The 24,235-nt window shown below is 34.7% G+C and carries 19 protein-coding genes; 8 read left to right on the forward strand and 11 right to left on the reverse strand.

Annotation, left to right across the window (positions count from 1 at the left end; all coding sequences use genetic code 11):
* Positions 1-216: 216 nt before the first annotated feature.
* The 11 genes from KAOT1_RS12650 to KAOT1_RS12700 all read right to left on the reverse strand — a co-directional run bounded on the left by KAOT1_RS12650 (position 217) and on the right by KAOT1_RS12700 (position 14,274).
* Entirely contained in the window at positions 217-1,737 is a 1,521-nt protein-coding gene (locus tag KAOT1_RS12650) for a T9SS type A sorting domain-containing protein (protein WP_007095217.1), read from the reverse strand.
* 236 nt (positions 1,738-1,973) lie between these two features.
* Complete coding sequence (locus KAOT1_RS12655) at positions 1,974-3,857, reverse strand: tetratricopeptide repeat protein (RefSeq protein WP_007095218.1); 1,884 nt, start codon at positions 3,855-3,857, stop codon at positions 1,974-1,976.
* A 217-nt stretch (positions 3,858-4,074) separates the two neighbouring features.
* Positions 4,075-5,349 (reverse strand): serine hydrolase domain-containing protein, encoded by a 1,275-nt coding sequence (locus KAOT1_RS12660; protein WP_007095219.1) that lies wholly within the window; start codon positions 5,347-5,349, stop codon positions 4,075-4,077.
* Positions 5,350-5,466: 117 nt separating this feature from the next.
* The gene (locus KAOT1_RS12665; protein ID WP_007095220.1) at positions 5,467-6,279 is read right to left on the reverse strand and encodes a LytTR family DNA-binding domain-containing protein; all 813 of its coding nucleotides are present in this window, start codon (positions 6,277-6,279) and stop codon (positions 5,467-5,469) included.
* A 10-nt stretch (positions 6,280-6,289) separates the two neighbouring features.
* On the reverse strand, positions 6,290-7,522 hold the full coding sequence (gene clpX, locus KAOT1_RS12670; protein WP_007095221.1) for an ATP-dependent Clp protease ATP-binding subunit ClpX: 1,233 nt from the start codon (positions 7,520-7,522) through the stop codon (positions 6,290-6,292).
* Between the two features lie 25 nt (positions 7,523-7,547).
* Entirely contained in the window at positions 7,548-8,240 is a 693-nt protein-coding gene (clpP, locus tag KAOT1_RS12675; RefSeq protein ID WP_007095222.1) for an ATP-dependent Clp endopeptidase proteolytic subunit ClpP, read from the reverse strand.
* A 79-nt stretch (positions 8,241-8,319) separates the two neighbouring features.
* Positions 8,320-9,648 (reverse strand): trigger factor, encoded by a 1,329-nt coding sequence (tig, locus tag KAOT1_RS12680; protein WP_007095223.1) that lies wholly within the window; start codon positions 9,646-9,648, stop codon positions 8,320-8,322.
* Positions 9,649-9,880: 232 nt separating this feature from the next.
* Positions 9,881-11,395: an SGNH/GDSL hydrolase family protein gene (locus KAOT1_RS12685; protein ID WP_007095225.1), complete on the reverse strand. Its 1,515-nt coding sequence runs from the start codon at positions 11,393-11,395 to the stop codon at positions 9,881-9,883.
* A 15-nt stretch (positions 11,396-11,410) separates the two neighbouring features.
* The gene (locus KAOT1_RS12690) at positions 11,411-12,664 is read right to left on the reverse strand and encodes an OmpP1/FadL family transporter (protein ID WP_007095226.1); all 1,254 of its coding nucleotides are present in this window, start codon (positions 12,662-12,664) and stop codon (positions 11,411-11,413) included.
* Positions 12,665-12,790: 126 nt separating this feature from the next.
* Positions 12,791-13,558: an alpha/beta fold hydrolase gene (locus KAOT1_RS12695; protein WP_007095227.1), complete on the reverse strand. Its 768-nt coding sequence runs from the start codon at positions 13,556-13,558 to the stop codon at positions 12,791-12,793.
* On the reverse strand, positions 13,555-14,274 hold the full coding sequence (locus KAOT1_RS12700; RefSeq protein ID WP_007095228.1) for a pyridoxine 5'-phosphate synthase: 720 nt from the start codon (positions 14,272-14,274) through the stop codon (positions 13,555-13,557). Before KAOT1_RS12700 ends, KAOT1_RS12695 begins: the two co-directional genes overlap by 4 nt.
* Positions 14,275-14,370: 96 nt before the next feature.
* Between KAOT1_RS12700 and KAOT1_RS12705 the strand changes: the two genes are divergently transcribed.
* The 8 genes from KAOT1_RS12705 to KAOT1_RS12740 all read left to right on the forward strand — a co-directional run bounded on the left by KAOT1_RS12705 (position 14,371) and on the right by KAOT1_RS12740 (position 24,186).
* Positions 14,371-15,027, forward strand: coding sequence for a CBS domain-containing protein (locus tag KAOT1_RS12705; RefSeq protein ID WP_007095229.1), 657 nt, complete (start codon positions 14,371-14,373; stop codon positions 15,025-15,027).
* A gap of 3 nt (positions 15,028-15,030) precedes the next feature.
* Positions 15,031-15,915 (forward strand): NAD kinase, encoded by an 885-nt coding sequence (locus tag KAOT1_RS12710; RefSeq protein WP_007095230.1) that lies wholly within the window; start codon positions 15,031-15,033, stop codon positions 15,913-15,915.
* A gap of 101 nt (positions 15,916-16,016) precedes the next feature.
* Complete coding sequence (gene porG, locus KAOT1_RS12715) at positions 16,017-16,703, forward strand: type IX secretion system protein PorG (RefSeq protein WP_007095231.1); 687 nt, start codon at positions 16,017-16,019, stop codon at positions 16,701-16,703.
* 20 nt (positions 16,704-16,723) lie between these two features.
* Positions 16,724-17,464: an isoprenyl transferase gene (locus tag KAOT1_RS12720; RefSeq protein WP_007095232.1), complete on the forward strand. Its 741-nt coding sequence runs from the start codon at positions 16,724-16,726 to the stop codon at positions 17,462-17,464.
* Between the two features lie 7 nt (positions 17,465-17,471).
* Positions 17,472-20,093, forward strand: a complete 2,622-nt coding sequence (gene bamA, locus KAOT1_RS12725) for an outer membrane protein assembly factor BamA (RefSeq protein ID WP_157560124.1) — start codon at positions 17,472-17,474, stop codon at positions 20,091-20,093.
* A gap of 47 nt (positions 20,094-20,140) precedes the next feature.
* Positions 20,141-21,076, forward strand: coding sequence for an OmpH family outer membrane protein (locus KAOT1_RS12730; RefSeq protein WP_050765319.1), 936 nt, complete (start codon positions 20,141-20,143; stop codon positions 21,074-21,076).
* A 53-nt stretch (positions 21,077-21,129) separates the two neighbouring features.
* The gene (locus KAOT1_RS12735; RefSeq protein ID WP_316928000.1) at positions 21,130-21,633 is read left to right on the forward strand and encodes an OmpH family outer membrane protein; all 504 of its coding nucleotides are present in this window, start codon (positions 21,130-21,132) and stop codon (positions 21,631-21,633) included.
* A 213-nt stretch (positions 21,634-21,846) separates the two neighbouring features.
* Positions 21,847-24,186 (forward strand): hypothetical protein, encoded by a 2,340-nt coding sequence (locus KAOT1_RS12740; RefSeq protein ID WP_007095236.1) that lies wholly within the window; start codon positions 21,847-21,849, stop codon positions 24,184-24,186.
* Positions 24,187-24,235: the final 49 nt, after the last annotated feature.

Raw genomic sequence — 24,235 nt, forward strand, 5'->3', positions numbered from 1 at the left:
AAAGGAACGCGCCCTGCGTTCCTTTTTTATTTTTTGTAAACTCTTGTTTTGCGCGTAAAACTTCTTATCAACCTTTCCTTTAAAGTAAAATATTCTTTTTTAATGAAATATAAAATAGTTCACATACTTAACAAAAAAACACAATAAGGGTATTAAAAAAAAGAGCAGTAACATACATTACTACTCTTTTCACAAAACTATAAAATGTGCCTTGAACTATCTTTTATTCACTTTAATAGTTTTGCTTCCTTGATTACTTTGGATATTAATCAAGTAGCTTCCCGCAGATAGATTGTTCATATCTATGCTAACGTTTTCAATACTATTGACATTTTTCTCAAAACATAATCTACCTGTAAGATCATATACTCTTACAGTGCTTATAGGATGGTTAGACACATTACTTATAGTGACAATTCCGGAAGTAGGATTGGGATAAATTTTGATGTTTGTATTTTGTATAGATTCTTTTACTGATAAGGTTGAAAAATCAGCGTAGCTTTTGATAACTCCAGGAATACCATTTGGATTGTTTTGAGCTAATGTGTTTGTGAATAATACATTGCCGTCGGCAGTAAGCGCAACTGTGTCACCATCGCCACTTGTAGCATCATCATCGTATTCTCCTTGACGTGAATACCAATGGTTTACGCCGCCTTGCAACTCTCTTTTATACAAGTATACTTTTCCATTGTTGCCCCCAAAAGTATCATTTTGTGATGCACCAACAGCCATAAATATTCCATTATCGTTTAGCGAAATTGATTCTCCAAACCTGTCATTCACATTTTCCCCAGAAACATCTCTAAAATACACATACGTATTACTTGAAGAACTGTAACCATACGTACGTACATACCCACTATCTGCGCCACTTTGCGTTGCTCCAACAGCCAATACACTTTTATTTCCACTTAAGGCAACTGCTCTTCCAAAATTGTCATTCATACCAACAACACCGGCTGCCGTAAAAATGTTAGTCCAATCTGTTGTGTACTCAAATACTTTTACCTGACCTCTATTCTGCCCAGAAGGTGTTCCGTTTGCATCCACAAAAGGCGCTCCGACTGCTAGAAATGTTCCTGCATCATCTAAATCGATAGAAAAACCAAATTGATCGTTGTTTACCGCTCCAGATAGCGTACTCCCTACTTGTGTCCAAACTGCTCCGTTGTAATTGTACACCTTCACTTCTCCTCTACCTGTATTGGCGCCAATAGCACTAATAGCGACACGCATTCCGTCTGCACTTAAACTGATACTTGATCCTAAGGCTCTACCTGCTGTTTGCCCTTCAAATGTAGCACCTAGTTGTACCCAATTTGCACCATCGTATTGATATACTTTTACATATCCTGCTTGAGTGACACCATTTGGATCTCCCGATTGTGCTCCAACAGCTATTATTGACCCTGTGGCATTCATAGCAATTGTTCTTCCAAATTCATCCCCTGGTTGTTCTCCGATAATGTCGCCACCTATCTTCATCCAATCAGTACCATTATATTCGTACATCGCCACTTTTCCAGTATTTGTGTTTAGCGGTAAAGATGGACCATCATATGCGCGTGAAGCTACTAATATTCTACTACCATCATCACTTACTTTTATGGCAAACCCAAAGAGTTCTTGATCGGCTCCTACTGGATCATATATGTCAGCTCTATACGATTCATACGTTTGTCCATAAATTAATAATGGTAATAGTAAAGCATAAAATAATAATTGTTTTTTCATAGATAATTGATTTAATAGTTAGTATTGAAAACATTTTTACACATGTGTTAGTTTGATTGCATGTGCGTATTATTTTGATACTACAAATCAATGAGAAATGCGTTTCCAGAAGAAATTTTTGGGGACTACAAAAGGGCTACAAGGGCTTTTATAGCGCATAAAAACAGCTAAATAGGTGTTTTTCCTGTATAGACGTAAGTGTTTTTCCTTTTACTTTTTACGGGAATAAAAGGGAATTATATTTCAAATAGGAAGTTTTTTAAATCATCTTCTTGACCCAATTCTAGTTTCTTTTTGAGTCGATAGCGTGTCATTTTTACACTTTTGGGAGTCACGTTGGTTAGTGTTGCAACTTCTTTGGTAGAAAGATTCATTCGAATGTAGGCACAAGCTTTGAGATCATTATTGGTTAAGTTTGGATATTTTGCATTGAGCGTTTTGAAAAAATTAGGATGTACATTGGTAAAATGTTTTTGAAATGTTTCCCAATGATCGTCAAAATTTAAGCCTTGCTTTACTATATTATTCAATTCTTTAATAAAATCGGCTTTGGAAGTTTCACTTTCTTTAAAAGCAGTTATTGTATCATTCAATTCCTCAAGCAGTTTGTTTTTTTGAAGCGATTTCATAGTGAGCGAACTTAATTCTACAGCTTTTAATTCTAATTCTTTCTTTTGTAACTGTGCTTCAAGTTCGGATGCTACTTTTTCTTTTGTCAAGATGGTTTCTTTGAGCTGAAATGATTTTTGCTTGATTTTGTAACGATTGTATAATAACAAAAGGGTTATAATTAATAAGATAGAAAATACAATTGCCCAATTTCGATAAGTTTTTGTCAACGCAATGTCTTTATCTTTTTTAATCGTTTCTATTTGAAGAATTTGAATTTCCTTGGCTTTCTTTTCGGCTTCGTATTGTTCTTGGTAAAAAGCTACTTTTTCAGAGAGATCTTTTTTAAAGAGACTGTCTTGCATTTTGGTATACATTTGAAAATTAGCATACGACGCATCATAATTTTTTAGTTGATGATTAGAATCTGTAAGTCCTAAATAAGCTTCTTTTAGATAGGATAATGATCCTGACTTTTCAGCATTTGCCAAAGCTTCTTCATAATACGCTTGCGATTTTGCATAGTTTTTTTGGTTGTATTCCAACGTAGCCAAATTGACAAAAGTCAGCGCTAGGTTTTCTGTATCTCCTATATTTTTAAACAAGTCATTTGCATTGGTATAATACGAGATTGCTTTTGCTACATTATTTTCTTGAACGCTTATGTTTCCTAAATTCGAATATGCTCCAGCCAACGCTCTTTTATCGTTCATTTTTTTGGCAAAGCCTAAATATTTTACATAGAATGTTTTCGCCTTTTCAAGATTGTCAGTTTCGTAGTATACAGTTGCTAAGTTGTTGGTAGAGCTCGCTATGAGTCGTGGATTTTTAATCAATTGTCTGAGTTCGTAAGCTTCTTCCAGGTATTGAATAGCATTGTCATAATCTTCTAGGTCTTTGTATAGCAATCCGATACCGTTTAACGCATCTGAGGTTTCTTTTTTTAATTCATACTTCTTATAGATTGGTAACGCCTTAAAGTAGTATTGCAACGCTTCTTCGTAATTTCCTTTTTGCCTGTATAACGCAGCAATATTATTATAAGAACGTGCTACTTGTGATGAATCTTCTAGTTTTTTCCGATAACGAACAGATGCTTTATAATTCGTTAAACTAGAATCTACTTTTCCCAATCGCTGAAACAAAACGCCCATATTATTGTATGCATCACCTTTCTTTTTGGTATTTTCTTCGGGAACGCTTCGCAAGGATTTTCGCCAATAGACTTCCGTACTGTCATATTTTCGCAGATAAAAATAAGCTGTTCCTAAGTTTTTATATGAGTCTATAAGTCCGTCTGTATACTTTAGTTCTTCACTTAACGCAATCGCTTCAGGCAAATAGGTAAATGCTAATTTGATATTTGAATTGAACGATTTACGACCAATTTGATTCAACAATTTAACCTTGTTCGTATCTTTCGGTACAGTTTGAAGTTGTGTAATAAGTGAATCAATTTGAGAAAAGGAAAATTGAGCAATACATAGAAATAATAGCGTAATTTTTTTCATAGAAATTAGTTGATGTATTTGCTAGAGCAAAACGTTCCAACCTGCATTATTCACTTACATTTGCCCTAAACTTTTAGATTTGATTTTTCAAAATACAAAAAAAATGACATTTGCTGTTTTTCTCCTTTATGTTATTGGAATTTAATTGTATAAATTTAAAATTGCTTAAAAACGCAAAAGCCTCAAAAGGGACTTTTATACCAAATATCGAATTGCTTTAATTATTTTTAGCGACTATATTTTGTGAAGTAGTTACCTCTTTTTTTGGCAGCATCTTTTTATAACGTCCATTTCCTACGTACGTATAGATCAATTCTGAGAGATAGAAGCGTTTATTGCGCCATGAATCTCCTAAACGAACAACAATAATATTTTCTGTTGGATTCACATATACATGCTGCCCTAAGATGCCAAGTGCGTTGTAATCGTCTCCTTGAAAGTATGATACATATTTACCGCTTTTTAACTTTTTAGAGCTTATAAATTCTTTTCCGTTTGCTGCTGCATATGCTTTTCCTTCATCTTCTGTATCAAATATTTCGTAGTGCGAACTTGTCCACCATTTATTTTTGTATCCAAAGTGACTTCTGATTTTTTTCCCGCTGTCCGTTTTAGCAACCCAAGCCGCAGGAACAATTTGTTTCCCTTTGTATTTTCCTCCATTCAAGTACAATCTTCCTAATTTTGCAAAATCTTCTGCTGTAGCGTTGATTCCGCAAAATGCTTTTACCATTTTGTTACGATCACTGTCTACAGACCAAGTTGCATCTGACGTCATTTCTAATGGTTTCCACAATTTTTCTGATAAATATTCTTCTACTGGCATTTTTGTCACACGTTCAAGAATAACTCCTAATACTTGTGTATCAATACTTCTGTAGTTAAAACGTCCTGGCGCTTCTTCAATGGTCATTCCGTGCGTAATTTTTGTACGAATATTAGTTCCGTAATACAAACGTGCCATTCCTGTAAACGGATTTAATCGTGGGTATTCATCAAATTTGATTCCGCTTTGCATGTTTAGCAAGTGTTTTACGGTGATTTTCTCAAAATCTTTGTCTTGTTTCAATAATTCTGGCAAATACGTTGTTATTGGTTCATTTTCGTTTAGTAAGCCTTCTCCTTGCGCAATTCCAACCAACGCAGACACAAAAGATTTTGCCACTGAAAAAGAAGTGTGTAATGAATTTTCATCGTAGTTGTTGAAATATTTTTCATAAATAATCGTGTCATTTTTAATTACCATAAATGCGTTGGTGTTACTTCCTTCTAAAGATTTATCTAAAAAAGCAGCCAATTCAGTATCGGTTTTTTTAGCAAATTCAAAATCAGTTGTCCCTTTTTCAACGATTACTTTTGGTTGCCATTCATGATCGGTTACGTCTGCTTGTCCGTGTGCAATGGATCTATAAACTACGGTGCAACTTTCTAAATTAAAAGCTGTAATTACAAGTAAAGTGCAGGCTAAAATTCTAAATATTGACTTTTTCATAATGAACTATTTTGATTGTTTGACAGTTCAATATTCCAACATTTACCCAGTGTTTACAACTAATTGTGGCGAATGAATCGATTTGAGTGGCGAAAATTTTCCACTTTGGCGAATGGTTTATTCTGCGGGATTAACGAATTTTTCAACCAACGCTTTTTTGTAGGTTTTTGATACAGGAATTTCTGTGACCGCTGGCTTTAATATGAGAATTGTTTGTGAAGATTCACGTTTCCATTCCAAAAAATGAATTGGATTTATTAAGAATGATCGATGTGTTTTTAGTAAGAACGGAAATTCTTTTTGTAAGACTGATATTTTGTTTCTGAATAGTTCACTTTTTAATTGACCTTGCAATAAGTAGTATACTTTTACATAATTGTTCGCAGATTCAATATATACTAATTCAGATTCTTTGAGATGTAATACTTCTGCCTTGTTTTCGCCTTTGATGACAATTGTTGGTTCTTTAGTGGAAGTGGCGGGTTCGTGTACTATGACTTTTTCGCTAAATAACCAGCGCAAAAAAATCATTACAGGCAAAATTAAAAATACTGTTGGAATTACGTTTTGAAAGAAGAAGAACCAAAAAGTGTGTGCATCTGGGTCATTTTCAAGTAGAATAATTTTAAAGAATAAATACGAGATTCCACCTGCAATTATGATAAGTGACAACAAAAACAATCCTTCTTGCAAAAACGACCATTTCCCTGCCGATCTGTAAAGAAATCGCTGAATAGGGATGGTAATGATATAGGTTAAAACTCCAATAATACTATACCCAAATACAGCTAACATCCGCTCGTCTCGTGCTAGCTGATACATATCAAATGGTTCTATATAATAAAAGAACAGAAACAACCAAAGTCCAATAAAAAATCCAATCAATAACTGTTTAGCTACTGATTGGATATAGAAATTTTGTATTTGCATTACCGTTGTTTTATGATACTGCTTTCAATTTTTTGATCGCTACTTTCGATAGCTTTTTTTCAGCGTATGTTTTGGTAATTTTTAGTTCTTTTTCGTCAGAACCTGGCAAATCAAACATCGCGTCAGTTAAGATGGTTTCACATAATGAACGTAATCCACGTGCACCCAATTTGTACTGAATTGCTTTTTCCACGATAAATTCTAACGCACCTTCTGTGATATCAAACTCAATACTATCCATTTCAAATAGCTTTTTGTATTGTTTGATGATCGCATTTTTTGGTTCTGTTAAAATCGCGCGAAGCGTATTTGCATCTAGCGGATTCATGTGTGTTAATACTGGCAAACGACCAATAATTTCAGGAATTAATCCGAAATCTTTTAAGTCTTTTGGAATGATGTATTGCAACAAGTTATCCGTATCAATTGCTTCTTCATCCTTGGAAGCACTATACCCAACAGCTTGCATGTTTAATCTACGTGTAATGACACGATCGATTCCATCAAAAGCTCCACCAGCAATGAAAAGAATGTTTTCAGTATTTACTTCGATGAATTTTTGATCTGGATGTTTTCTTCCTCCTTTTGGCGGAACATTTACTACAGTTCCTTCTAAAAGTTTTAATAAAGCTTGCTGTACACCTTCTCCAGAAACATCTCGTGTAATAGATGGATTGTCACTTTTACGAGCAATTTTGTCTATTTCGTCAATAAATACAATTCCACGCTCTGCTTTTTCTAGGTTGTAATCTGCTGCTTGTAGCAAACGTGTTAGGATACTTTCTACATCTTCTCCCACGTATCCAGCTTCCGTTAAAACAGTAGCATCTACAATTGCTAATGGAACGTTTAGCATACGCGCAATGGTTTTTGCCATTAACGTTTTTCCCGTTCCCGTTTGTCCAACCATGATAATGTTACTCTTTTGGATTTCGATATCATCTTTGGTTGGTGCTTGTAATAGTCGTTTATAGTGATTGTACACGGCAACCGACATTACTTTTTTGGTAGCTCCTTGACCGATGATAAATTCGTCCAAAAAGGCTTTGATTTGTTTTGGTTTTCGAAGCACCAATTCAGAAGACAATTCATCATTGCTTGACTGTTTTGATTCTTCTAGAACAATCCCGTGAGCTTGCTCTATACACCTGTCGCAGATATGCGCATCCAAACCAGCAATCAACAGATTGGTTTCTGGTTTTTTTCTACCACAGAATGAACATTCTAATTCTTCTTTCGCCATTATTATTGTTATTCACTTGTAAAGATTATTCTCTTACAAGTATTTCGTCAATCATTCCGTATTCTTTAGCTCTATCAGCTTTCATCCAGTAATCTCTATCTGAGTCTTCATATATTTTCTCGTAGGGTTGCCCTGAATGCTTAGAAATGATTTTGTATAATTCTTCTTTTAATATTAAGATTTCTCTCGCTGTAATTTCAATATCACTCGCTTGTCCTTGAGCGCCACCAAGTGGTTGGTGAATCATCACTCTTGAGTGTGTAAGCCCAGAGCGTTTTCCGGCTTGACCGGCACAAAGTAAAACTGCTCCCATAGAAGCTGCCATACCTGTACAAATGGTTGCTACATCTGGCTTGATAAACTGCATGGTGTCATAGATTCCCAAACCTGCGTATACGCTTCCTCCTGGAGAGTTGATGTAAATTTGAATGTCTTTTGATGAATCTACACTTTCCATAAACAATAATTGCGCCTGTACAATATTTGCAACTTGGTCGTCAATTCCTGTTCCTAAAAATATAATTCTATCCATCATTAAACGAGAGAAAACATCCATTTGTGCTACATTCATCTGGCGTTCTTCAATGATGTAAGGTGTCATTCCTACTGGGTTTGAAAATGCCGATGGAGACATACGACTTACAATTTTGTCGTAGTACATATTGTTGATACCGTGATGTTTAGTAGCGTATTTATGAAATTCTTTTTTATAGTTCATTTCGTGTCTTTCTATTTTTTGATTAAAAAAGGCGTTAAAAATTATGATTTTAACGCCTTAAATATAAGTATTTTATTTCTTACTCACTATCTCCGTATACTTCTTTAACGAAGTTTTCGTAAGTTACTTCCTTCTTTTTAAGGTTTGCTTTTTCTTTGAAAAGTTCTAATAGTTTTTGACTCAACAATTGATCTGTAAGTCTACGAACTTCTTCTTGGTTTGATAAAATTCTTGCAGCAATGTCTTCTAATTCTTGATCGCTAGGATTCATTTGTCCAAATTGTGCCATTTGCGCGCGAATCATTTGCTTTGAAAATTCTTTTAAATCTTCAAATTGCACTTGCACTTCATTGTCTTTTACCAATCTGTCTTGGATTAATTGATAACGCAATCCTTTTTCAGATTTTGTGTATTCTTCTTCGGCTTGCTCTGGCGTTAATTCTTGCTCTCCAGCAGATTGAATCCACTTTTTTAGGAAGTCAGCTGGCAAGTCGAATTTAGTGTTTTCGATCAATCCTTCTGTAACGTCGTTTAGCAAACGTTGATCTGATTGCTGTACAAATTGTCTTTCTGCATCTTCTTTGATCTTTGCTTTTACTTCGTCTACAGTTGTTACATTCCCTTCTCCAAATAATTTGTCAAACAATTCTTGGTTTAATTCCGCCAATTCTCTTGTGTTTGCTTCGTTAATTTTGAAAGAAACTTCGATATCTAAGTCGTGTACGTCATCATGAGCAACTTTTAGGAAGTTCATTAAATCATGATCGTCGTTAAATAAACTTTTTGTTTTTAAGGTTAGAGTGTCACCAACTTTTGCACCTACAAATTTATTTAGGTTTCTCTTTCCTTTGATTTTATCTAGACTGAACGTAGCGTTTTCTTCAATTTCTTTTTCTTCATTTGTAAAAACACCTGTTACTTCAGAATCTTCGGTAACTTCATCTTGAGAGATTAATTTTCCATATTGCTTTCTGATGTTTTCAATTTGTCCGTCAATCATTTTATCATCAGCAACAATATCGTATTGTGTGATTTCATTTTCTTTTAAGTCAACAGTAAACTCAGGAGCCAATCCTAATTCAAATTCAAAAGAGAACGTTTCTGCATCCCAATCAAATTCTTCTTGCATTCTTGGTAATGGATTTCCAAGAATATCAAGTTTTTCTTCAACTAAGTATTTGTTTAAATTTTCTTGCAAAAGTTTGTTTACCTCATCTACAAGTACTGCTTTTCCGTATTGTTTTTTTACCAATCCCATTGGTACATGTCCTTTTCTAAACCCTGGAATATTCGCAGTTTTTTTGTAATCTGTTAAGATTTCAGTCACTTTGTCGCTATAGTCATCTTTTTCAATATTAACTGTAACAACTGCATTTAACGCATCTATATTTTCTCTTGTTATATTCATCTTCGTTTTTGTGATATGAAAATTGGCTTGCAAAAGTACATTATTTTTAAAAGCGAATCAAGTTTTTAAACAATTGTGTATCAGTTTATTTTTGCTGCAATTACAGAATTTTTAGAGCATTTTGCTTTTGTTCCTTTATTTACCATATATAATGCTGGTGTTTTGAAATTTTTTGAGCTAAAAAAAGCACTGATTTCTCAGTGCTTTTGATATTTATTTTTTTGAAAAAATTCTAGTTCGTCGGAACTACCGTAACTCCAGGATAATATCCTGCGGTTACTCTTGGTACATCTGCACCATATTTTTCATTGATAACTCTAATGAATTCGTCGGCTACAATTGCGTAACCTCTAGCATTTGGATGTACACCATCTAAAGAAAATACTGTTGTAGAAATGGCGTTACTAGATCCATCAAAATAGTTGTTTGTATAAATTTGTCCGTCAGTTGTACGCAAACCAGAAACCAATTCTTCTAGTTTTACAGCCATGTCAGCTACTGCTAAATCATTTGCTGCTGCGATAGATACAATTGCATTGTTGTAAGCAGTTCTTGCTGTTCTTACCATTTGTACTTCTGTTGCTGTTAAAACCCAATTATCAGCTAATGGTACTCCAACTCCGTTTACAGAAGCAGGATTTGTTGGATCAGCCAATGTTCCGATGAAAGCAGAAGAAGGCAGAATTAATAAATCATCAACCGTTGCCATTCTATAACTTGGAATTCCTAAAGCAGTTAGAGGTGTTAAGTCTTCATCAACAATTACTACAGCATTTTGACCTGCTGAAAACTGAATGGTACGTTGTGCAACTTCAGCCGCTGTGATTAAACCATTAGCCGCAGCTAATTGTAATCCTCCATTATATTGTGCATACGCTCCGTTAGCAAAAGCTGCCGTTTGCGCATCCATTGGAATTGGGTTGTAAGGCACAGTTGTAAAGTAAGGAATTGATGTTACATCTGGCAATGTAGCTACGACTCCTTTTGCTCCGTTTGCTGTTAAAGCATCTACTAAACCTTGATATGTGAATGCAAATACTCCAGGATCTGTAATATCATTGAATCCATAAGATAATACGTTTGGATTTCCTGTTTGATCTACACCTGTTCCTCCAGAAGTAGCAAATGATAAAATATCATTGTTTCCTATCCAAAGTGTAAAGAATGTAGGGTTTAAAGATGTTGCATCTTCAATTACGGTTACATTTGGAGATGTTGCATGTCTTACAAAGTAAGGATTTGCAGCACCAACAGCAAGGTTTGCAATGTTTCCATATCCAGGAGCTCCTAAATGGAATGATTTTGCTCCAGGAACACCCATATTGTTATACGCTGTTGCTTGTAAGTTAGAAACTTCAACGGTAGATGCAACATTTAAGTTTTCTGGTCCGCCCTGACTTGCATCAATAACTAAACGTGTATCAAAACCTGGTAGTGGGTTTCCTCCTAATAAGAATCCACCAGCATCATTTACATCATCTTCATAAGATGGTTGCGTAAATGTTCCTCCTCCGGCAAACGCAAATTTTTCTGCCATGATGTTTGGAAACGAATTTTGCTGACCGCTTCTAAAAACCGTTCCATCCATAAAACCAGCGGTTAGTGAGTTACCAACTGCTACGTATGTTGAAAAGTCTGCTGATCCACTTGTGTAAGTTCCGTTTTCTTCAATTGGATTATCAAATTCTGGCTCACAGGCAAATAATCCTAATGCTAATACTGCTAAATATTTTATATTATTTTTCATCTTTTTCTGCTCTTTTTATAGTTTGTACGATACTCCAATTCCTGCTACTAAAGCATTCGATTTATATTCTCCACCGAAAGACGTACGTTGTCCTGCTTCTACAAAGTAGTCGTAAGAGTTCTCAATTTCATTTGAATGTACATATAATACAGAAGCATCAATTGCCCATCTGCTGTTTAAGTTGTATGAGAAACCTGCTGTAAAGTTTACTGAATCTGGTCTTGGTGTCTCTGGCGCGAAAAATCCGTCTCTAATTGGCGATTCGTCAAAGTAGAATCCTGCTCTTACCGTTACTTTTTGTGTTGCATCGTATTGCGCACCAATTTTGTAGATAGATGAGTTTTTGTAGTTTCTTGGGTTTCTTGATAATCCTGCTGCATTGAAGAATTGTACATCTAAAGATTCGTAAGCATCCCAGAAAGTTCTGGTGTAATCGAAAGCAATCAACCATTTGTCAGAAGGTTTAAAAGAAGCTCCAAAAGTTAATTCTGCCGGTAACGGTAAGGAAGCTGTAAAATCTCCATCAGCGAAACCTGGTGCCAAAGCGCCTGGCAAGTTTTCAAAATCTGCTGTTCCGTCTCCTCTTTCAACATTCATGTCAATTTTTGATCGGTAGTTAAAACCTAAATTGATATTTTCTGTTGGGCGAAACATTGCGCCTACTGTATATCCCCAAGCGTTGATTCCAGAAGCATCTATTGTTACGTTTGAACGGTTTCCTTCTTCATCTGTTAAACTTCTAGAAAGGTTTCTGTTAAAGTTTACCGCTCCAGTTACGTAAATTGGTCCACCACCAACACTTAATTTGTCTGAAAGTTTGATAGAAATTGTTGGCTGCACAAAGATTGCCGATAATTCAATATTGTTTACTAAGTGAGAACCTTCCCAATCCGTTGGCCATTCTACTCTACTTCCATATGGCGTGTATACTGCTATTCCAGCAGATAACCAGTCTGTAATTTTATAAGATCCATATGCATAAAATGGAGTTCCAACAGGATTGTCTGCTTCTGAAGTATATCCGAACTCTCTGTTTTGATATGATGTATTTGAAAGTACCGCAGCTGCTCCGAGCGATACATTTAGCTTTCCATCCAAGTATACCAAACCTGCAGGATTAAAAAATGCCGATTCAGCACTTGTGACAACCGCAACTCCGGTATGTCCCATTGCTAATTGCTTATGACCTTGTACTCCGACTCTATATCCTCCAGCGTACATTACCGAAGCCGAAAACGCGATGGTCAATACCAATAATAGTTTCTTCATAATAATTAAATTGATGATTTAAGGTTAAATTTTTGTAAAATCAGTGCTTCAAAATTAGCATAAATTATGATAAACACAAGAATTAAACGAATTTATTATGCATTCATAGTAAATTTAAAACGATTCTTAAGAATTCAAAAAAAGCAAGGATTTTTCAAAAAATTCTTTTGGGTTTTCAGCATGCAACCAATGTCCTGAATTGGAAACTTCTTCAATGGTTGCTTTTGGAAAATATTGATGGATTAATTTTTCATCACCTGTAAGAATATATTCTGATTTATCTCCTTTTAAGAATAATGTTTCTTTTGTGTAGGTAGCAATTCCTGAAAGTGCTTCTCCAATTTCTCCAACATTTTCAACGAGTGCTTTTAAGTTGATACGCAATCCGAGTGTTTTATTTTCTTGCCAATATAAATTTTTGAGTAAGAATTGACGTGTTCCAAAGTCTGGAACGTATTTTTCCATGATATCTTCTGCATCACTTCTACTCGTTAGTGTTTCTTGCTGTATTGCTGCTAAACCTGCTAATATTTGCTCATGATGTGTTGGATAGAATTTTGGACCAATATCTACTATGACTAATTTTTCAAGCATTTCAGGATATTCTACTGCGAATAACATGGCTGTTTTTCCGCCCATGGAATGTCCAATTAGTGAAATCGTAGTTAATTTATGGTGTTCGCAGTAACGTTTTACATCTTCCGCAAGGAGATCATAATTAAATTCGTCTGAGTGAAAACTGCGTCCGTGATTCCGTTGATCGATCAAATGTACTTGAAAACCTTCTTTAGCAAATTTTTTCCCAAGCGTTTTCCAGTTATCAGACATTCCCAAGAAACCATGTAAAATTAGTAATGGCTTTCCTTCTCCAATAATGTTTGAGTGTAAAATCATCTTTTTAGTTTATTAAGATACATGTTTACTACATTTTCTACTCCTAAATATAAAGACTCTGCAATCAATGCATGTCCGATAGAAACTTCTAGCAATGCTGGAATTTCCTTTGCGAAGAATTGTATGTTGTCTAAACTTAAATCGTGACCTGCATTGACGCCAATTCCCAATTCGTTAGATCGTACTGCACAATCAATATATGGCTGAATTGCTTTTTTGTTTCCTAAACTATATTGGTGTGCAAATTCTTCTGTGTATAATTCTATGCGATCGGTTCCAACTGCTTTTGCGCCATCAATCATTTCCAAAACTGGATCTACAAATATTGATGTGCGAATTCCGTTATTTTTAAATTCTGCAATCACTTCCGTGAGAAAGTCCTTGTGTTTTATCGTATTCCAACCTGCATTTGACGTAATGGCATCAACGGCATCTGGCACCAAAGTTACTTGCGTAGGTTGTACTTCTAACACCAAATCCATAAACTTCTGAATCGGATTTCCTTCAATATTATATTCTGTATGTACAATCGGTTTTAAATCGCGTGCGTCTTGATAGCGAATGTGACGTTCATCTGGTCGTGGATGAATTGTGATTCCTTGCGCACCATAATTTTGTACATCTTTAGCAAATTTTATCAAATTTGGAACATCGCCACCTCTTGAGTTTCGTAAGGTAGCAATCTTATTAATGTTCACACTGAGTTTTGTCGTCATTGCGTTATATTTTTTTAACTGAGCACAAAAATACAAAGTTAGCATACCAAGAAGTAGTTATTTTTAATTAATTTGCGCTCACAAATCTTTTGTTCTATGAATATTGCACAATACATTCTTAATGATGTTACACCATTAACTACAACTGATGCTGTAAAAGAAGCGCAATTAGTTTTTAATCAACTTACATTTTCACACATTCCTATCTTTCAAGATGGCGTATATTTAGGATGTTTGTCTGAGACAGATTCTCATTGTTTTGATGCCGATAAAGAAATTAGTGAATATCGTTATGCTTTAGAACAGTTTTTTGTGCGTGAGCAAACCAATTGGATTGACGTTTTGGAAGCATTTGCACAAAACTCGTCGAACATCATGCCGATTTTGAACGAAAATAACAAATACATCGGCTATTACGAACTCAATGACATTATCAATGTTTTTAATGATACGCCATTTTTACATGAACTTGGAAGCGTGCTTATTGTTGAAAAAGGCATAAAAGATTATTCGTTCAGTGAAATTTGCCAAATTGTAGAATCAAATAACGGTCGCATTCTTGGCGTATTTATTTCTAAAATTGAACGCGACGTGGTACAGTTTACCATCAAACTAAATAATATTGGCTTGAATGAAGTGGTACAATCATTTAGAAGATATAGTTATAATATTGTTTCTGAATTTGCGGAAGACTCATACATGCAAAACCTGAAGGAACGCTCGGAATACTTAAACAAATACTTAGACATTTAAGGTATGAAAGTTGGTATTTACGGTCAATTTTATCACAAAGACTCTGGCGAATATGTTACGTACTTGCTAAAAAACCTCCATCATTTTGGTGTGGAAATTTTCTTTGAGAAAAAATACTACGAAATTTTTACACAGAAAGTAACCGTTACAGAAACTTATAAGACTTTTGAATCTTACAATGATTTGGATGAATCGTTCGATTTGTTTTTTAGTATTGGTGGCGATGGAACTATTTTACGAACCATTACGCTCGTGCAAGATTTAAACATTCCTATTTTAGGAATTAATACGGGAAGACTTGGTTTTTTAGCTACGATTCAAAAAGAAGAAATCAAAGACGCTATCTCAAAAATTATTAGCAAAGAGTTTACCGTCATAGAACGTAGCGTACTTGCGGTTGAAACTTCTCCAACGAATGAAGATATTTTGGAAATGAATTTTGCCTTAAACGAAGTCACGGTTGCCCGAAAAGATACCACTTCCATGATTACGGTAAAAACGCATTTAAATGATGAATACTTAAACTCGTATTGGGCAGATGGATTAATTGTGGCAACACCAACAGGTTCTACAGGATATTCGTTGAGTTGTGGCGGACCTGTCATTACACCTAATAATAATAATTTTGTATTAACACCTATAGCGCCACACAATCTGAATGCGCGTCCATTAGTAATTCCCGATCATACAACCATACAATTAGAAGTTTCTGGACGTGAAGACAAACACCTTATTTCTTTAGATTCACGAATTGCTACGGTAGATATTAATAGCATCATTACCATAAAAAAAGCACCATTTACCGTAAAGTTAGTAGAGCTTGAAGGGCAAAGTTTCTTAAACACACTTCGAAAAAAGCTTCTTTGGGGCGAAGATAAACGAAATTAAAAGCAATAAAATCGCGCAAATTATGTTTAAAAGCCATAGGCTTAGTTTATGAATTGCCTATAACAAAAGAGAATACTATATTTGCAAACTTTTTAACACCTATGAGAAGACTCGTTATACTATTGGTTGCTTTTACTTTAGCCCAAACGCTGAACGCACAACTCCATGAAATTGGAGCATATGTTGGGTACAGTAATTTTATTGGTGACGTAGGATCAACACAATATATCAATCCAAATCATTTGGCATACGGAGCCATCTATAAGTGGAACCGAAGCGAACGCCATTCGTTTAGAGCTTCTATTACCAGAACATTACTAGAAGGAAAAGACATCAAATCAGATGATCCAGCAAGACAATTGCGCGGATTAGAATTTACAAATACCATTACAGAATTAACGGTTGGTATCGAATTTACTTTTTGGGAATTCAACCTACATGAAATAGATCCGCAAGGAACACCCTATTTATTTACAGGAATTTCCTATTTTAATTACGACACCTTATTTTTGGAAAATGGTCGTATTGTCCCGTATGGAGACGACAATACATTTGCCATTCCAATGGTGCTTGGTTACAAAACCACTATTTCAAACAATTTTATCTTAGGTTTGGAGCTTGGTGCTCGATATACCTTTACAGACGATATTGACGGAAGCAACCCAGTAAATGACAAAGCAGATTTCGACGCTTTAAAGTTCGGAAATATAAATAGTAATGATTGGTATATGTTTATGGGAATTACTTTAACCTATACCTTTGGAAAAAAACCCTGTTTCTGTTACTAGCGTAGCAAGCAAAAATACGAATGAGTTTAGAGGAAAAAATACAGAAAGACTTTTTGCCGCAGCATTTAGCCATTATTATGGACGGAAATGGACGTTGGGCAAAACAAAAAGGGAAACTTCGTGTATTTGGTCATGAAAATGGAAGTAAAGCTGTAAAGCAAACGGTGGAAGCCTGTGCCAGACTTGGCATTAAGAATTTAACACTCTATGCATTTTCAACAGAAAACTGGAATCGTCCAAAACTAGAAGTAGAAGCTTTAATGCGACTTTTAGTTTCTTCCCTAAAAAAAGAACAAAAATTACTTCTTAAAAATAATATTAAACTTCAAGCTATTGGTAGTTTAGAAACACTTCCTAAAAAGGCAAAAAAGGAGTTGTTTGAAGTCATAGAAAAGACTAAAGACAACACACACATGACATTAACACTTGCGCTCAGCTATGGTTCGAGAGAAGAAATTAAAAATGCTGTTAAAGAAATATGTCATAAAGTTAAAAATAATATAATTTCTTTGGAAACTATTGATGAATCCATTATTAATCAGCATCTTTACACGCAAAATTTACCAGATGTAGATTTACTTATACGCACCAGTGGTGAACACCGTATAAGTAATTTTTTGTTATGGCAAATAGCATACGCTGAACTATATTTTACCAATGTATTATGGCCAGATTTCAGCAAGGAACATTTATACGAAGCGTTGATTAATTATCAAAATAGAGAACGAAGATTTGGAAAAACAAGCGAACAAATTAATTAGAATTTTAATGCAACAAAAGTACCTAAAATCATTATTAGTAGTAGTATTACTATTTTGCAGTATAGCCACACATGCACAAGAAACAACTTTTGATAAAGGAAAGAAATATACCATTGGCGGCATTAAAGTTACTGGATTAAAAAGTTATAATGAGCAAACCGTTATTACCTACACACAATTACGTGAAGGACAAGAAATATTAGTTCCTGGCGAAGAAATCAGTGCCGTAATCAAAAAACTTTGGGGATTAGAACTTTTTAGTGACATCAACTTCTACATAGAACGTATTGAAGGCGACAAAGTATTTTTAGAATTAAACATTCAAGAATTACCTACACTATCCGATATTGAAGTTCGTGGTTTAAAAGAAAACAAAGCAGCTACTGTAATCAAAGAAACCGAACTTAAAAAAGGAAAAAAAATTACAGAAAGTTTCTTAGCGAACACAAAAAACTACATCCAAAATAAGTACAAAAAACAAGGATACTACCGTACAAAAGTAGACATCACTACTGCGCCAGACACTACAGACAACGCTACCAACAACATGAAAGTGACTGTAAATGTAGATCGCGGTAAAAAGATTAAAATCAAAAATATTCGCTTCTCAGGAAATACGCAATTCAAAGACAAAAAACTGCGTAGAGCCATGAAAAATACGAAAGAAAAATTTGCACTTCGCATCTTCAAATCTTCAAAATTCATTCCTGAAGACTACAAAGAAGATTTAAATTCCGTCATAGAAAAATACAAAGAAAATGGTTTCCGTGATGCACGTATCATTAAAGATTCAATCAGCTGGAACGAAGACAACACCTTAAATATCGACATTGCTCTTGAAGAAGGAACAAAATATTACTTTGGAGATATCACCTTCTTAGGAAACTCAGTATACACCGACAGAGAATTAAACCGTTTATTAGGAATCAATAAAGGAGATACATATAATGGTGTCTTACTTGAAAAACGTGTTGCTGACGAAACTGATCCTGATGCAGACGATTTAACAAACCTATACCAAAACAACGGTTATTTATTCTCAAACATCAATCCTGTTGAGGTTTCTGCGAAAAACGATACGATTGACTTTGAAATACGCATCATTGAAGGAAAACCAGCATATTTCAACAACATATCTGTAGTTGGAAACGACAAAACAAACGATCACGTAATCTATCGTGAAATCAGAACAAAACCAGGAGAATTATACAGTAAAGATAAAATCATTCGTACCATTCGTGAATTGGGGCAATTAGGATTCTTTGATGCAGAGCAAATCAAGCCAGAAATCAAAAACCCAGATCCAAACAGTGGTACAGTTGATGTAGAATACAGCTTAGCCGAACGTGGAGGAAGCCAAATTGAGCTACAAGGTGGTTACGGTGGTGGAGGTTTCATCGGAACTTTAGGATTATCGTTCAACAACTTCTCTATCAAAAACCTATTTAATGGTGATGCATACAAGCCACTTCCTACGGGAGACGGACAAAAACTAGCATTGCGTGCACAAGCAAGTAGATTTTTCCAAACCTTTAGTTTCTCGTTTACAGAACCATGGTTAGGAGGAAAAAAACCAGTACAGTTTACAACTTCATTATCACATACGGTACAGTTTTTATTCAATCCACAAACAAACAATGCTGACAAAGACAGACGTTTCTTAATCACAGGATTATCTGTAGGATTGGCAAAACGTTTAGCAGAACCAGATGATTACTTCGTATTATCGCAAGCATTAAGTTTTCAGCATTATAACTTAAAAAATTACAACACAGGATTATTTACCTTTGGAGACGGATTCTCAAACAACTTCTCATACACAGTAGCGTTAAGTAGAAATTCTTCTGGACCAAATCCAATATATCCAATGAAAGGTTCTGAATTCTCTGTAAGTGCAAAACTTTCATTACCTTATTCGCTGTTTAATGACGTAGACTATGGAAATTTAGAAAATGAAGAAGAATATCAATTAAGAGATGCCAATGGGAATTTCTTAAATGCAAATGCAAACCAACCAGGAGAACCTGCAAACTTAGGTCCAACATTAGAACCAGGAGAAGTTTCAATTGTTGATCGTGGAAAAGTAGATCAAGAAAAATTTAAATGGTTAGAATTTTATAAAATTAAATTCAAAGGAGCTTGGTACCAAAATATTGTTGATAAATTAGTCTTAAAAACAGAAGCAAATTTTGGTTTCTTAGGCGCGTATAACAACGATAGAGGGATTATTCCTTTCGAAAGATTTTTCGTTGGTGGAGACGGATTAGGTAACTTTAGTTTAGATGGTAGAGAGGCAATTGCATTGCGTGGATATCCAAATCAATCACTTTCTGATTTAGATGGAGGTACTATTTACAATAAATTTTCGTTAGAGTTACGTTATCCGATTACATTGAAACAAACAGCGTCCATTTATGCGTTGACATTTTTAGAAGCTGGTGGCTCATTTAATTCGTTTAAAGAATATAGTCCATTTGAGTTAAATCGCTCTGTTGGAGCAGGATTACGTATATTTATGCCTGCCTTTGGATTATTAGGTATTGATTTTGGTTACGGATTTGATCCAATACCAGGAACAACACAGCCAAACGGATGGGAAACACATTTCATTATCGGACAACAATTTTAAGTAATATTAATTTTGGCACGATATTTTCTATTAACAAACCGACAGACATGAAAACTAAAGTTCTTTTTTTACTAACAATACTTCTTACACTATCTACCGTGAACGCACAACGTGTAAATGGTGCAAGAGTTGGCTATATCGATATGGAATACATTCTAGAAAATGTAGACGCATATCAGGAAGCTAATACACAATTAGAAACAAAAGCGCAACGCTGGAAAAACGAAATTCAAAAGAAGCAAAACGCTATAGATCAAATGAAAAAAAATCTAAGTGCGGAGCGAGTTTTACTTACGAAAGAATTAGTGGATGAGCGTGAAGAAGAAATTGAAATCTTAGAACAAGAATTGCAAAAGTATCAACAAGATCGTTTTGGTCCTTTTGGAAGCCTGATGGTACAACGTCAGAATATGGTAAAACCTATTCAAGATCAAGTACTAGAAATTGTTCAAGATATTGCAAAAAAGAAACGTTATGATTTTGTTTTTGACAAATCAGCTGATGTCGTAATGCTGTATTCAGCAAAGAAATTTGATATAAGCGATCAAGTATTACGAGTAATTAACAGAGACAAAAAACGTAAAGGCAGACAAGATAAAATTAGAGCAAAAAGCGAAAAAGCAAAGTTTGAAGACGAAGAAAAAGAAGCAAACCCTGAAATAGAAGCAAAGAAAAAAGCAAGAGAAGAAGCTATTGCGGAAAAAGAGGAAGAAGCTGCTAACAAAAAAGCAGCACGTCAAAAACTATTAGACGAACGCAAACAAAAACGTCTAGAAGAACGTGAAGCAAAGAAAAAAGCTTACGAAGAAAAACGTAAAAAGCTAATTGAAGCTCGTGCTGCCAAAAAGAAAGCTGCCGAAGAAAAACGCAAAAAACGAGAAGAAGAAAAGCGTAAAAAAGCAGAAGAACGTAAAAAGAAGCAGGAAGAAAAGAACGAAGAAAAGAACGAAGAAAACGGCGAAGGTGCCGGAAGCGGAAAGTAACAACAATTAATATAAATAACACTTAAAGTAAATAATTGAAAATCATGAAACAAATGAAAAAGCTGATTGCAATTGCAGTACTATTTTTTGGAGTAGTAAGTTTTACAAATGCACAAACTAAAGTTGCACACATCAACACGCAAGAACTGATTAGCGCGATGCCGGAAATGAAATCTGCGAAAGCTGAATTTGATAAATTACAACAATCTCTTGGAGCTGATATTCAAGCTTCAGTTACTGAATACAGAAACAAATTAACGCAGTATACAAACGAAGCGCCAGGAAAAACAGATGCTGAAAATGATGCTAGAAAAAAAGAATTAGCTGAATTAGAAACTCGTATCCAAGAAGCGCAAGCTGCAGCACAAAAAACTGCTGAGCAAAAGTATATTGATTTAACAAAGCCTATTCAAGAAAAAGCATTAGCAGCGATTCAAAAAGTAGCTAGAGCACAAGGATTTGCTTATGTTCTTGATGAAACTCCAGGTTCAGGTTTATTACTTGCAGATGGAACAAACTTAATGTCTGCTGTAAAAGCTGAATTAGGTATCAAGTAAAACATCAAACTCTTACAAAACATTCAAAAACCGCCCAATTGGGCGGTTTTTTATTTTTATGAAAACTTTAGCATTTATAAAAGTGAAAAATCAGCAATTCAGAATTATATTTTAAAAGTTAAAATGTATTTTGCGAAAAAAAGTAAGAAAAAACACTTTATTGGTATTCTTTTTGTAGCATTCTTTGCATAACATTAACAATCTAAAATTATTATGAAAAATTATTATGTATTTCTACTCGTTGCCGTCATATCCTCAACATTTAGTGTTTACGGGCAACAAGAGAAAACAATTGAAAATGAGTATGCTGCATACTTTACACTTCCAAGAGAAGGCTTGTATCTACACTTAAACAAAACAAGCTATTTTGCTGGAGAAGAAATTTGGTTCAAAGGATATGCATATGACCAAAAAAACCAATTAATTTCCAAAGCAACGACAAATATCAATGTTGGTATTTATGATGCCGAAGGAAATCAAATCAAAAAAGCACTTTTCAAAGCAAAAGATGGTTACGCCAAAGGAAACTTTGCTGTCGATTCTACCTTTACCGCAGGTACGTATTACATCAAAGCTGGCACAAATTGGATGAAAAACTTTAAAGAAGACAATGCGTTCATCCAAAAAATTGAAATCATTACGCAAGAAAAATCAAATCAAAAAGACGATACCAATAAAGAACACTTCGACTTTCAATTTTTACCAGAAGGTGGATATATGGTAACCGATGCCATATGTAACGTAGGTTTTAAAATTTTGAATAAAGAAGGAAAAGGCGTAAAAGTTTCTGGAATTGTCTATGACCAAAACAACGAAGAAGCTGCTGCTTTTGAAAGCAACGGACTCGGAATGGGGAAATTTCAATTCCATCCTAAAAGAGGAAAAACATATACCGCTAAAATTAAAATTGATAACGAAACGGAAATTACAAAAGCACTGCCAACACCAAAAGCAGAAGGTATTACCTTAATGTTACAAAATTATGCGAAAGATAAAATTGTAATCGATTTTAGTACAAATCAAGAAACATTAGACAGAAATCAAAACAAAAAATACAAAGTACTCATTCATCAAAATGGAAAGCTAAAAATGGCGGCTTTTCAATTCAATGGAACTGAAAAAGCAGTAAGTCTTCAAAAAAGTCAGCTTTTCAAAGGTATCAATACCATTACCGTATTTGATGAAAATAAAAATCCGTTATTAGAACGCTTATTCTTCAATGAATACGGCGTTAAAAAAGCAAACATCAACGTTACTAAAATCAACACAGAACAAGACTCAATTCTGTTCGCTATCAACGAATTGAATCTAAACAAAAATGCAAACATTAGCATTTCTGTATTGCCTGAAACGACAAAAAGTTACAATCCACAACACAACATTCTCTCAAACTTCTATTTAAAACCACACGTAAAAGGTTATGTTGAAAACGCTCCGTACTACTTCTACAATATGGATAATAGAAAAAGATATGAGCTTGACATCTTATTACTCACTCAAGGTTGGAGTCGTTACGATTGGAAAGATATTTTTGGTGAAAAGCCAAATGGACTCAATCGTTTTGAGAACGGAATGACCGTTTCCGGGCGTGTGAACAGACCAAAATCGGGAGTTGATCGTGTGTTCTTACATGCCACAAAAAATCATCCAGCAGGTTTTGTTGATCTCAATGAAAAACAAGAATTTACCATCGACAATTTCTTTTTGGAAGAAGGCGAAGAAATTCGTTTCTCATATATGAATAACAAAGGTTTATTCAAAAAACCTGGCATGTACGTTCGATTCAAAGTCACTAATGCAAAAGATCGTATATCTACAACAATCATTGATGATATGCCAGACTCCAAAGCAAGAACTGCTGATTTTACAGTGCCAGACAATTTCTTCTATGAAGATTCTGAACAATTAGATGCCGTTGTTGTAGTGAAAAACACAAAAGAAGTCTACAAAGATCCAATCTTAGTAAATGCCAAAGTAACTGATTTTGGAGAACAAGAATACAATCGTTTCATCAACATTACCGATTTCATTCAGTACAATGGATATCAAGTTTCAGAACAACTAGGAAAAGTAGTCATCAGCACAAGAAGACAACCAATTGCAACGCCAGTCATCTATTTTGACAATGCGCGTATCTCAGATTTCAGCATTCTGTACAATCTCTCCACCTTCAATATTGAACGTGTGGTCATTGACAAATCGGGTGTTGGTGAAGGTGTCAATGCTGGTTTTGGTGGTGTCATCAAAATATACACTCGTAAAACACCTTTATACAAAAGAGGTGATGGAAGCGAATTGTACACAGGCACAAAAGCATCTTTTGCATTTACAGCGCCAAAAAAATACTATTCGCCAAACTACACTTCATATCAAAACACGGTATTTAGAAAATATGGAGCTATTTCATGGATTCCAGAGTTGACTTTAGACAAAGCTGCTCCAGCCAACTTTAAAATATTTGATACCAAAACAAAAAGCATTACACTATTCATTGAAGGAATATCAGAAAATGGTGATTTAATCTCCGAGAAAAAAACAATTCAAGTACGCTAAACAAAAAGCATTATCCTTTAAAAATGAGCTATTTACAATTCTTAGTAAA

Origin of the sequence: Kordia algicida OT-1, from assembly GCF_000154725.1 — a bacterium.
In the GTDB taxonomy this organism is placed as follows: Bacteria; Bacteroidota; Bacteroidia; order Flavobacteriales; family Flavobacteriaceae; genus Kordia; species Kordia algicida.